The organism is Alkalilacustris brevis (genome assembly GCF_003350345.1).
In the GTDB taxonomy this organism is placed as follows: Bacteria; Pseudomonadota; Alphaproteobacteria; order Rhodobacterales; family Rhodobacteraceae; genus Alkalilacustris; species Alkalilacustris brevis.
In genome coordinates, this window is record NZ_QNVJ01000062.1 from 1 (window position 1) to 12,368 (window position 12,368).

Genomic DNA, 12,368 nt, shown 5'->3' on the forward strand with positions numbered 1-12,368 from the left:
GCGCCCCACCCCACCCTTCACTGTGAGAAAAATATCCTCGCCGAAGGCCCCGGGCCGCAGGGGGCGCAGCACTGGCATGTTCCGGGCGCAGGGCTGAAGGGCCGTATCGCCACGTCGCGGACTGTTCTCAAGCCGCGCGCCTGTGGCCGGCGGGGGCCTTCGGCGAGGATATTTTCATCACAGTGAAGAGGCTGTGCTGCGCCGACAAGCGGGCGGGCGCGGCGGTTTCGGATCGTATCAACCGACCTCCCGCGGCTGCCCGGCTTCCATCTCGGCCAGGGCGCGGGCCTGATCGGGCGTCAGGCTTTCGCGCCGCACCACCACCGTGTGGATCGAGAACACCACCGCCCCGCTTTCAGGCAAACGCAGCAGGCCTTGCTTTTCCGAGCGCACGAAATCCGCCGCCTGCGCTGGCGTGCGCGGGTCGGATTCGCGCCTGGGGTGGTGCAGCGCCGGGTCGGCATAGGCCAGCACATTGGCGCGCCAGAGCGGTTGCCCGGGGCGGATGGCATCGAAAAGCCGCTGCACCCGCGCGGAGATTCCCGCATCATATTCGGGCACGGGCTGGTGTATGGCCACCAACGGGCGCAGGAATTTCTCGGCCAGGGTCCAGCTTGCGGGAAAGCACAGGATCGCGCCGGTCAGCACATGGCCCTCGGGGCCGGGCTGGAGCAGGCAGAAATCCTCCTGCACCAGTTGCCCCAGCGTGAAAAGCGGCGCATCGCGGTCCAGGTCCACGCGCGCGCCGTCGGGGCGGATCGCATGGCCCGGCTGCAGGTCGAAATCCGCGCGCGCGGCCAGCGCCTGCAAGACCTGCTCCAACAGTTCCTGCGCGGCGGGCCGGGCCTCGGGGGCCAGCGCGTGCACTGCCTCGGGGCGGGTCGCGATCAGGCGCGCACGCTCGGCCATCTGCGCGCCATAGGCATCGTCGACCAACAACCACTCGCCCGGCTCGAGCGGCTGGATCCCCGGAAGCCGGCGCAGATGTGGCGCGACCCAGGGCGCGAAGGGCAGCGCGGATTGCAGGATCGGGGGCATCGCCAGGTTCAGACGCGCGGACCCTTGCCCAGATGCTTGCGCAGCTTCGAGGGGCCGGGTTTCTTGCGGTCCTTGTAGGGGTTCTTGTCGGCCTGGCTGCGCACGAACAGGCGGATCGGTGTGCCGGGCATGTCGAAATCCTCGCGCAACCCGTTGATCAGATACCGCTTGTAGGCTTCGGGCAGGCCCTCGGGGTGCGAACACATCAGCACGAAACCGGGCGGCCGGGTCTTGACCTGGGTCATGTAGCGCAAGCGGATCCGGCGCCCGCCGGGCGCCGGTGGCGGATGCGCGGCCACCATTCCGGCAAGCCACTGGTTGAGCCGCGCGGTGGTGATGCGGCGGTTCCAGACCTCATGCGCGCGCAGAATCGCGTCGTGCAGCCGATCGATCCCCTTGCCCGTCACCGCCGAAACCGTCACCAGCGGCGCGCCGCGCAACTGCGGCAGGAGCCGCTCGAAACTTTCGCGCAGCTCGCGCAGTCGGGTCTGGCGGTTTTCCTCGAGATCCCATTTGTTGACGGCGACGACCACGGCGCGGCCTTCATCCTCGGCGAAATCGGCAATGCGCAGATCCTGGCTTTCAAACGGGATCTGCGCATCTAGCAGCACGACCACGACCTCGGCGAAGCGCACCGCGCGCAGCCCGTCGGCGACCGAGAGTTTCTCGACCTTGTCCTGCACGCGCGCCTTCTTGCGCATTCCGGCAGTGTCGAAAATGCGCACCGGCGTGCCATTCCAGGCGCTGCGCAGCGAAATCGCGTCGCGGGTGATGCCCGCCTCGGGGCCGGTGAGCAGCCGGTCCTCGCCCAAAATAGAGTTGATCAGGGTGGACTTGCCGGCATTGGGCCGCCCGATCACGGCAATCTGCAAGGGGCGGCTTTCGCTGGGGGCGAAGCGCGCGGCGGCGGCGCTGGCGGCGGCCTCCTCGTCGGTCACGCCCTCGCCCTCCGGGTCGTTGTCGACATCGACATCGACCGCGGGCGCATCGGCGGCGGCGCGCGCCTCGAAGCTGGCGGCCAGCGGGCGGAGCATGTGGTAAAGCTCGTCCATCCCCTCGCCATGCTCGGCCGAGAGGCCCACCGGCTCGCCCAGGCCCAATTCATAGGCTTCCAGCAGCCCGGACTCGGCAGCGCGGCCCTCGGCCTTGTTGGCCCCTAGAATCACATGCGCGGAGCGCTTGCGCAGGATCTCGGCAAAGACCCGGTCGGCGGGCAGCACGCCGGCGCGCGCGTCGATCAGAAAGAGGCAGATATCGGCCATGTCCACCGCGCGCTCGGTCAGCCGCCGCATCCGGCCCTGCAGGCTTTCGTCGCTGGCCTCTTCAAGCCCGGCGGTGTCGATCACGGTGAAACGCAGATCGCCCAGGCGCGCGGCCCCCTCGCGCAGGTCGCGGGTGACGCCGGGCTGGTCATCGACCAGCGCCAGCCGCTTGCCCACCAGCCGGTTGAACAGCGTCGACTTGCCCACATTGGGCCGCCCGACAATCGCTAATGTGAAACTCATTGCAGCAAACCCCGAAGAGTCGGCCCCTGTGTGCAGGGCCGGTGACGATCTGCCCTGCCACATCCTCAGGGCAGTGGCAATCGCTCAGCGGTAGGCGTGCAGCCGGCCATCGGTCGAGACGAGGTAAAGCGTCTGCCCCGCCACGACAGGGTTGGTGGTCGCACCACGCGGAACCTCGACCTGTTCGATCAGTTCGCCCGAAACCGGGTCGAAGCCGCGCAGGAGCCCGTCATTCGAGGCCACCAGCAGCCGCCCGCCCGCCAGCACCGGCCCGTGATGAGCGACAATCTCGGCCCGGCGGCGCTCGCGCTCGTCAAGGTAATAGGGCAGTTCGACCGCCCAGACCCGTTCGCCCGTGGCACCGTCGAGCCGCACAAGCTCGCCCCGGTCATTGAGCATGAAAACGCTGCCGCCCACTGGCCAGACAGGGCCGTTGGACCCTTCGCGCGCGGTCCAGCGCGGGCTGCCCGAATCGGTGTCCAACGCCATCACGCGGCCCGCATGGTTGCCGATGAACACAGTATTTCCCGCGACCACCGGATCGCCGGTGATGTCGCTGACCAGGCCATAAGCCTGCCCCTGCCGGCGCCCGGCGACGCGCTGGCGCCAGACCTCTATGCCACTGTCGCGCAGCGTGGCCACCAGATCGCCCGAGGCAAAGGGCAGCAGCACCAGCCGCGAGGTGAGCGCCGGCGCCGCGCCCCCGGCCACCGCCGAGGCCGAAGGCAGCCCCTCGATGCGCGACTGCAGGCGCCCGTTCTCGACATCGACGGCATAGGCCGCGCCTTCGTTCGACACCACATAGACGCGCTGCCCCGCCACCACGGGCGGGGCGGTTACCGGCGCATCGAAGCGCTGGGTCCAGGCTACATCGCCCGTCGCCGGGTCGAGCGCCGTAAGGCTGCCGAAGGCCGAGGTCACGAAAAGCCGCCCCGCGCCCACGGCCAGCCCCCCGCCGGAGGCATGTTCGGCCCGCGCATGGGACGGCACCAGATCGCGCTGCCACAAGGTTTCGCCATTGGTGCTGGTCGCCGTGACCCTGGCCTGACTGTCAAGCGTGAAGATCCGCCCGCCTGCGACCACCGGATCGGTGGTGATGCGCTGGCGCCGCGACTCGGCCGCGCCGATGGGCGCGCTCCAGACACGGGTCAGGCTGCCCGAGAGCGCCGGGTGCGGAATGCTGTGGCTGACATCTCCGCCGCGATGCGTCCAGTCGCTGTTGGCTGCGGGCGAGGGCAGCGAGATCGGCGCCGCGCGCGCCGCGACCACCTCGGCGGGTTCGCTGACGGTCAGCGCGCGCAGGTCGAGCCGCTCGCCCTCGAGAATCAACTCACGCTCGCAGGCCATCAGCAGCGCAAGCCCGGCGATCAATCCCATGCTGCGGGTCCGTATCACTGCCCTTGCCCCCTTTTCCCTGTCACTTTCCGGCCGTGCCCGGCCGGCGATGGCCCTGTCCGTTGGCCGGTTTCGCTCAGCCGGTGCCGTGAATACCTTCAAGCGCCACAATCAACTGACTGGCGCGCTGACGCAAGCCCGGCGTGACATCGGCCTCTTCCAGAAGGTCGCGCAGAATGTCGAGCGCGGCTTCGGGCGCCCCCTCTTCGATGCGCAGAAGGGCCATCTGCTCCAGCGCGAGCGGCCGCAGCGCCTGCCCCGGCTGCGCCAGCCCCGCAAGCACCGCCTCGCGCTCGTCCAGCGGGATCTCGGCCCCGCCCACGACGACGCGCTTGAGCGCGGCAATCTGGCGGTAGGTGGCAGGCAGGCTGGCGTCGCCTTCAAGCACGGAAAGCGCGGCAATGGCCGCCGCGCGGTCGCCGGCCACCTGGGCCTCGGCGGCTTTCAGAAGATGCAGCACCGCCGCGCGCCCGCCTTCGGCCTCGATCGCGCCCAGCGCGGCCACACGGGCCTCGCGCGCGTCGATTTCCAGCGCCGCGATGACGGCATCGCCGAAGGCTTCGGCCTCGGCGCGGTCCTGCGCCTTGCGCCATTCATTATAGGCCGCGCCGCCGACGACCAGCAGCACCACCAGCGCGGCGATCCAGCCATAGCGCTTGAACAGGCCAAAGAGCCTGTCGCGGCGGACCTCTTCGTTCACCTCGTTGATGAAACTGTCGGGATTGCTCATGGCCCCTCCTCGGGCGCTCCGGGCGCGGTTTGCCCCTCCATACTCTGAAGGCCACCGGATTGCCAAGCCCCGGCGGCGGGGCCGGCGCGCTCAGCCGCCCCGCGCCGCCTTGACCTCGAGCCTGCGGGCGTGGAGCACCGGCTCGGTATAGCCCGAAGGCTGGACGCGGCCCTTGAACACCAGATCGCAGGCCGCCTGGAAGGCCAGCCCCTCGAACCCCGGCGCCATCGGGCGATAGGCCGGGTCGGCGGCGTTCTGGCGATCCACCACCTCGGCCATGCGGCGCATTGCCGCCATCACACGGGGCTGCGAGACAACGCCGTGATGCAGCCAGTTGGCCAGCATCTGGCTTGAGATGCGGCAGGTGGCGCGGTCCTCCATCAGGCCAACATCGTCGATATCGGGCACCTTGGAGCACCCCACCCCCTGATCGACCCAGCGCACCACATAGCCCAGGATGCCTTGCGCGTTGTTCTCGATCTCGCGCTCCAGCGTGGCGTCGTCCCAGTTGCGCCCCTCGGCCAGCGGGATCGTCAGCAGCGCCTCGAGCGTGCCGCGGGGGCCGCCGCGGGCAATCTCGTCCTGCCGCGCGGCAACATCGACCTGATGGTAATGCAGCACGTGCAGCGTGGCCGCCGTCGGGCTGGGCACCCAGGCGCAGCTTGCCCCGGCCTGCGGATGGGCGATCTTCTGCTCCAGCATGTCGGCCATGAGATCGGGCATCGCCCACATCCCCTTGCCGATCTGCGCGCGCCCCTTCAGCCCGCAGGCCAGCCCGATATCGACATTGCGATCCTCATAGGCCTTGATCCAGGCGGAATTCTTCATCTCGCCCTTGGGCACCATCGGCCCGGCTTCCATGCTGGTATGAATCTCGTCGCCGGTGCGATCCAGAAAGCCGGTGTTGATGAAGGCCACCCGGTGGCGCGCGGCGCGGATGCATTCGCGCAGGTTGACGCTGGTGCGGCGCTCTTCGTCCATGATGCCCAGCTTGACGGTGTGGCGCGGCAGGCCCAGCGCATCCTCGACGAAATCGAAGACCTCGCTGGCAAAGGCCACCTCTTCGGGGCCGTGCATCTTGGGCTTGACCACATAGACCGCGCCGGTCTCGGAATTGCGCGGGCCGGTGCCGCGCTCAAGATCGTGGCGCGCGCAGAGCACCGTCACCATCGCGTCGAGCAGGCCTTCGAACACCTCGTCGCCCGCGCCATCCAGCACCGCCGGCGTGGTCATCAGGTGCCCGACATTGCGCACCAGCATCAGCGACCGTCCCTTGAGCCGCAGCACGCCCCCGCCCGGTGCCTGGAACTCCAGATCGGGGTTGAGCCGCCGGGTGATCTGCCGCCCGCCCTTGTCGAAGCGTTCCTCCAGATCGCCGCGCATCAGCCCAAGCCAGTTGGCATAGGCCTGCGCCTTGTCGGCACCATCGACGCAGGCCACCGAATCCTCGCAATCCATGATCGTCGAGATCGCGGCCTCGAGCCGGATATCGGACAGATGCGCCGGGTCATCGCGGCCAATGAAATGCTCCGGGTCGAATTCGAGCACTATGTGCAGCCCGTTGTTGCGCAGCACGATGGCCTCGGGCGCCTCCGGGCTGCCGCGCCAGCCGGCAAATTGCGCCGGGTCGCGCAGCGCCGGCACCAGCGCGTCGCCTTCCACGCGATAGGCCGGCGCATCAGCGTGGCGGCCCGACGCCAGCGGCGCCGCCTGATCCAGGAACGCCCGCCCCCGCGCGATCACCTGCGCGCCCCGCGCCGGGTCATAGCCGCCCGGTTCAGGCGGCGCCCCCAGCACATCGGTGCCGTAAAGCGCGTCATAAAGCGAGCCCCAGCGCGCATTCGCCGCATTGAGCGCATAGCGCGCATTGGTCACCGGCACCACCAGTTGCGGCCCCGCCAGATGCGCGATCTCGGGGTCGGTATCGGCGGTCTCGATGGTGAAATCCGGCCCCTCGGGCACAAGATAGCCAATCTCCTCCAGAAACGCCCGATAGGTTGCCGCGTCATGGGGCTGGCCGCGGCGCTTCAGGTGCCAGTTGTCGATCTGCTCCTGCAGCGCATGGCGCCGCTCGAGCAGCGCGCGATTGCGCGGCGTGAAACCACGCAGCAGGTCGGCCAGCGCCTGCCAGAAGGTTTCGCGGCCCACACCGCTGCCCGGTAAGGCCCCGTCCTCGATGAAACCGGCAAGCGCCGCATCCACCGAAAGCCCCGCTCTGTCAACGCGATCCGGCATCTGTTCTTCCCTTCCTTTGCTGCGCGTCCCTTGCAGCGCGATTGCGCCTGTGCATCTCCGATTTTGTGCAAGTTAGGGGAAAAAGTTTCCGATAGGCAACAGCCGACCTGCAAACGGGCGCGCCTTGCACGCGCCCGCCGGCGCGCTTACCCTCACAGGCAACGCCAATTGCCCGCCTCGCGCGGTTTTTTTCCGGAGGCCGAATGAAAGACGCCGCACCGCAAGCGGTCCATCTGGACGATTACACCCCGCCCCCCTTTCTGGTGGAGAGCGTGTCGCTGATCTTCCGCCTGGACCCGAAAGCCACCAAGGTGCAATCGCGCGTCCGATTCGTGCCCAACCCCGACGCCGTGCCGGGGCAGGCCCTGCGCCTCGATGGCGAGGGGCTGATCCTGCTCAACGCCACCCTGGACGGCACGCCCGTCACCGCCCGGCCCGACGAAACCGGCCTGACCCTCCCCGCCGAGGCCCTGCCCCGCGGCCCCTTCACCTGGGAGGCCGAGGTCGAGATCGCCCCCGAAGGCAACACCGCGCTCGAAGGACTCTACATGTCAAAAGGCATGTATTGCACCCAATGCGAGGCCGAAGGCTTCCGCAAGATCACCTTCTACCCCGACCGCCCGGATGTCATGGCCCCCTTCCGGGTGCGGATCGAGAGCGACCGGCCGGTGCTGCTGTCCAACGGCAACCCGGTGGCGCAAGGCCCCGGCTGGGCCGAATGGGACGACCCGCACCCCAAGCCAGCCTATCTATTCGCGCTGGTCGCGGGCGATCTGGTGGCGCATTCCGACCGCTTCACCACCAGCGAGGGGCGCGAGGTCGCGCTCAACATCTGGGTACGCAAGGGCGACGAAGGGCGCTGCGGCTATGCCATGGACGCGCTCAAACGCTCGATGCGCTGGGACGAGGAGGTCTATGGCCGCGCCTATGACCTCGACGTGTTCAACATCGTCGCGGTGGATGATTTCAACATGGGCGCGATGGAGAACAAGGGCCTCAACATCTTCAACTCCAAATATGTCCTGGCCAGCCCCGAAACCGCCACCGACACGGACTACGACAATATCGAACGCATCATCGCGCATGAGTATTTCCACAACTGGACCGGCAACCGCATCACCTGCCGCGACTGGTTCCAGCTGTGCCTCAAGGAAGGGCTCACCGTCTTTCGCGATCAGCAATTCTCGGCCGACACGCGCTCGGGCGCGGTCAAGCGCATCGAGGATGTGATCGCCCTGCGCGCGCGCCAGTTCCGCGAGGATACCGGGCCGCTCGCCCATCCGGTGCGCCCTGACAGCTATGTCGAGATCAACAATTTCTATACCGCCACCGTCTATGAAAAAGGCGCCGAACTGATCCGGATGCTGCGCCTTCTGGTCGGCGCGCAGGCCTATGACGCGGCGCTGCAGCTCTACTTCCAGCGTCACGATGGCCAGGCCTGCACCATCGAGGACTGGCTGCAGGTTTTCGCCGATGCCACAGGGCGCGACCTGTCGCAGTTCAAGCGCTGGTATGTGCAGGCCGGAACCCCGCGGCTGCATGTCGATGAAACCTGGGAAGAAGACAGCGGCACCTACACGCTGACCCTGCGCCAGCACACACCCCCCACCCCGGGCCAACCGCTCAAGGAGCCGCTGCTGATCCCCGTCGCGCTGGGGCTGCTGGCGCCCGACGGGCGCGAGATCATGCGCAGCGCGGTGCTCGAACTCGCCGCACCCGAACAAGGCTTCGTCTTCGAGGGTCTGCCCGCGCGCCCCGTCCCCTCGCTGCTGCGCGGGTTTTCCGCGCCGGTGATCCTGCAACACGCGCAAAGCGCCGAACGCCAAGCCTTCCTGCTGGCGCATGACACAGACCCGTTCAGCAAATGGGAGGCCGGGCGCGCCCTCGCCCGCAACCTGCTCATGCAGATGAGCCGCGCCGACGCCGCCCCCGGCCCCGCCTGGCTCGACGCGATGGAGGCCGTGCTCGCCGATGACAGCCTCGATCCGGCCTATCGCGCGCGGCTGCTCGCCCTGCCCGACGAAGAGGACATCGCCCGTGCCCTGCACGAGGCCGGCCACACCCCCGATCCCGCCGCCATCCACGCCGCACGCGAAAAGCTGCGCCAAACGCTGGCCGCGCATCTGGAGCCGCGCCTTGCCACCCTTTACGACACGATGGACACGCCCGGCCCCTACAGCCCCGAGGCCCGCGACGCAGGCCGCCGCGCGCTGCGGCTGTCCTGCCTGTCGCTGCTGTCGGCCCTGGACGGAGGCGCGCGCGCCGCGCGGCTTTTCGACCAGGCCGGCAACATGACCGAACAGTTCGCCGCCCTGAACTGCCTGCTGCACATCGGCGCAGGCGACGAGGCCGCCGCGCGCTTCTACCGGCAATGGGCGCATGACCGGCTGGTGATCGACAAATGGTTCGGCGCCCGGGTCCGCAACGCCCCGCCCGCCCGGGCTGCGCAAACCGCCGAAGACCTGTCGAGACACCCCGATTTCACCTGGCAGAATCCCAATCGCTTCCGCGCCGTCTTCGGGGCGCTCACGGCCAACACGGCCGGGTTTCACCACGCCTCGGGCGCCGGCTACCGGCTGCTGGCCGACTGGCTGATCCGGCTCGACCCGGTCAACCCGCAGACCGCCGCGCGCCTCTCCACCGCGTTCGAAACCTGGGCCCGTTTCGACCCTGCGCGCCAGCAGATGATCCGCACGGAACTGAAGCGCATCGCCGAAACCCCCGGCCTCAGCCGCGACATGACGGAAATGACCAGCCGCATCCTCGGCTGACCCCCCACCCCTTCACTGTGATGAAAATATCCTCGCCGAAGGCAATGGCCCGCCTTCGCGGGCCCCGAGAAACAGCAGGCCGCCCGGCCAGGGCGGCCTTCCGCTCTTGCGCGCCGCATGGCGCGCCCGCACCGCATCACCCCTGGCAGTAACTCTGCGAACGGGTGAAACCGGCAATCTCGGCGCGTTTGGCGGCGTCGCGCAGTGGCGGCCAGTCGGCGGCCACACCGCCCCAGTTGCCGGGGCCGCCCGCGACCACGCGGTCACGCTCGACCGCGGCGGCGGCGATGCGCACTGCGCAGGACAGGTTCTTCGGCCCCTCATAGAGCTCGCCCGCCTCATTGATGCGGCAGCCGTGGTTTCGCGCCGTGGTGGGCCAGATCTGCAACAGCCCCCGATAGCGCCCGCCGGCACCCGCCGCGCGCGGGTTCCAGGTGCTTTCATATTTCGCCAGCCCCGAGAACAGCCCCACCCAGAAGGCTTGCCGTGCCTCTTCCGTGGCGTTCTCGTAGCCCGGGCAGAAGACATCGATATCGGCCAGCGGGGTTTCGATCAGCGGGCGGCCATGGCCGGCGATCGCGCTCATGGTCGAAACTGTCCATTCCTGCGCCTCGGGGCGGTGATCCCACTGGGTCACAGGAACGGTATCGGTGACGCCGCGGCTGGCTTCCGGGCTGGCGCAGGCGGTAACCACCGTCAGGGCGAGCCCGAATGCCGCGGCAAGTGTGAAAGGCTTGCGTTTCATCTGATGGGACATCCAGCAAACCGCGCCAGTCGCGCGGCAACAGGTCGGATGCCAGCCTTTGCCCGCTCGCGCAACCCCGGCGCCCGACGATCGGCGAAGATCCGCGCGCCCATCCCGCCAGACCATCCCGCCAGCACGCGCTTGCAGTGCCGGCAGGCATGGCCTAAACCCGGCGGCAAGAAAAACCGGAGCCCCTGCCCATGCTCGACCTCGCCTTCTCGCCCCCCGCCCCCAAGGTCATCGCCGGCGCGCGCGACGACTGGGAACTCGTGATCGGGATGGAGGTGCACGCGCAGGTCGCCAGCCGCGCCAAGCTTTTCTCGGGCGCCTCGACCGAGTTCGGGGCCGAGCCGAACTCGAATGTCAGCTTCATCGACGCGGCCATGCCGGGGATGCTGCCGGTGCTGAACGAATTCTGCATCGAGCAGGCGGTGCGCACCGGGCTGGGCCTGAAGGCCGCGATCAACCTGCGCTCGGCCTTCGACCGCAAGAACTATTTCTACCCCGACCTGCCGCAGGGCTACCAGATCAGCCAGCTGTATCACCCGCTGGTGGGCGAGGGCGAGGTGCTGGTCGAGATGGGCCCCGGTGTTGCCCGCCGCGTGCGCATCGAGCGTATCCATGTCGAGCAGGATGCGGGCAAATCCATCCACGACATGGACCCCAACATGTCCTTCGTCGACCTCAACCGCACCGGCGTGGCGCTGATGGAAATCGTCTCGCGCCCCGACATCCGCGGCCCCGAAGAGGCCGCCGCCTATGTCGTCAAGCTGCGCCAGATCCTGCGCTACCTGGGCACCTGCGACGGCAACATGCAAAACGGCAACCTGCGCGCCGATGTGAACGTGTCGGTCTGCCGCCCCGGCCAGTATGAGAAATATCAGGAAAGCCAGGATTTCAGCCATCTCGGCACCCGCTGCGAGATCAAGAACATGAACTCCATGCGCTTCATCCAGCAGGCCATCGAATACGAGGCCCGCCGCCAGATCGCGATTCTGGAAGACGGTGGCGCGGTGGTGCAGGAAACCCGCCTCTATGATCCCGACAAGGGCGAGACGCGTTCCATGCGCTCCAAGGAAGAGGCGCATGATTACCGCTATTTCCCCTGCCCCGACCTGCTGCCGCTGGAGATCGAGCAGGACTGGGTGGACAGCATCCGCGACAGCCTGCCCGAACTGCCCGACGAGCGGAAGGCGCGCTATATCCGCGAGTTCGGCGTCACCGACTACGACGCAAGCGTGCTCACCGCCGAGGTCGAGAATGCCGCCTTCTTCGAGGAGGTGGCAAAGGGCCGCGACGGCAAGCAGGCCGCCAACTGGGTCATCAACGAGTTGTTCGGCCGACTAAACAAGGAGGGGCTGGCCATCGCCGACAGCCCGGTGTCGGCCGCGCAGCTGGGTGGGGTGCTCGACCTGATCGCGCGCGGCGAGATTTCCGGCAAGATCGCCAAGGACTTGTTCGAGATCCTCTGGACCGGGGGCGGCGACCCCGCGCAGATCGTCGAGGCGCGCGGCATGAAACAGGTCACCGACACCGGCGCCATCGAGGCCGCCGTGGACGAGATCATCGCCGCCAACCCCGCGCAGGTGGAAAAGGCGCAAAGCAACCCCAAGCTGGCGGGCTGGTTCGTGGGTCAGGTGATGAAAGCCACCGGCGGCAAGGCCAACCCCAAGGCCGTGAACGAGATCGTGAACGCCAAGCTGGGGCTTTGACCGGCGCGGCACAGAGTTGCGCGGCGCGATTCAAGATCGCCTGAAACGACCTCTGCATGACGGACCGGTGGAGCGGAGGGCTGCGCCTGCCTGGGCAGGCGCATGTTCGAGGCGGCGAAACCGGCGAGGGTTTCTGGAAATTTCACGCCCTGTCAAAAAGTTATGGGTTTAAATGCGCCTGCCGGGATGGAGGGGGACCGTCGCCCCGGTGGGGCGGCGTAAGCCCCCGGAATGGCA

At 68.3% G+C, this 12,368-nt stretch carries 8 protein-coding genes; 2 read left to right on the forward strand and 6 right to left on the reverse strand.

Going from position 1 to position 12,368, the window contains the following annotated elements; genetic code table 11:
* Positions 1-237: 237 nt before the first annotated feature.
* The 5 genes from DQ229_RS09430 to DQ229_RS09450 form a co-directional block, all read right to left on the reverse strand.
* The gene (locus DQ229_RS09430; RefSeq protein WP_114966033.1) at positions 238-1,038 is read right to left on the reverse strand and encodes a heme-dependent oxidative N-demethylase family protein; all 801 of its coding nucleotides are present in this window, start codon (positions 1,036-1,038) and stop codon (positions 238-240) included.
* Positions 1,039-1,046: 8 nt separating this feature from the next.
* Complete coding sequence (gene der, locus DQ229_RS09435; protein ID WP_114966034.1) at positions 1,047-2,543, reverse strand: ribosome biogenesis GTPase Der; 1,497 nt, start codon at positions 2,541-2,543, stop codon at positions 1,047-1,049.
* 84 nt (positions 2,544-2,627) lie between these two features.
* Positions 2,628-3,920, reverse strand: a complete 1,293-nt coding sequence (locus tag DQ229_RS09440; RefSeq protein ID WP_114966035.1) for a PQQ-like beta-propeller repeat protein — start codon at positions 3,918-3,920, stop codon at positions 2,628-2,630.
* A 94-nt stretch (positions 3,921-4,014) separates the two neighbouring features.
* On the reverse strand, positions 4,015-4,668 hold the full coding sequence (locus tag DQ229_RS09445) for a hypothetical protein (RefSeq protein ID WP_114966036.1): 654 nt from the start codon (positions 4,666-4,668) through the stop codon (positions 4,015-4,017).
* 90 nt (positions 4,669-4,758) lie between these two features.
* Positions 4,759-6,903, reverse strand: a complete 2,145-nt coding sequence (locus tag DQ229_RS09450; protein WP_114966037.1) for a malate synthase G — start codon at positions 6,901-6,903, stop codon at positions 4,759-4,761.
* A 203-nt stretch (positions 6,904-7,106) separates the two neighbouring features.
* On the opposite strand from DQ229_RS09450, the gene pepN reads away from it, so the two are divergent.
* The gene (gene pepN, locus DQ229_RS09455) at positions 7,107-9,674 is read left to right on the forward strand and encodes an aminopeptidase N (RefSeq protein WP_114966038.1); all 2,568 of its coding nucleotides are present in this window, start codon (positions 7,107-7,109) and stop codon (positions 9,672-9,674) included.
* Positions 9,675-9,810: 136 nt separating this feature from the next.
* On the opposite strand, the gene DQ229_RS09460 is transcribed toward pepN, so the two are convergent.
* On the reverse strand, positions 9,811-10,419 hold the full coding sequence (locus tag DQ229_RS09460) for a transglycosylase SLT domain-containing protein (RefSeq protein WP_162300812.1): 609 nt from the start codon (positions 10,417-10,419) through the stop codon (positions 9,811-9,813).
* A gap of 200 nt (positions 10,420-10,619) precedes the next feature.
* Here DQ229_RS09460 and gatB point away from each other — a divergent pair, with 200 nt between their 5' ends.
* Positions 10,620-12,131 (forward strand): Asp-tRNA(Asn)/Glu-tRNA(Gln) amidotransferase subunit GatB, encoded by a 1,512-nt coding sequence (gatB, locus tag DQ229_RS09465; RefSeq protein ID WP_114966040.1) that lies wholly within the window; start codon positions 10,620-10,622, stop codon positions 12,129-12,131.
* Positions 12,132-12,368 lie beyond the last annotated feature (237 nt).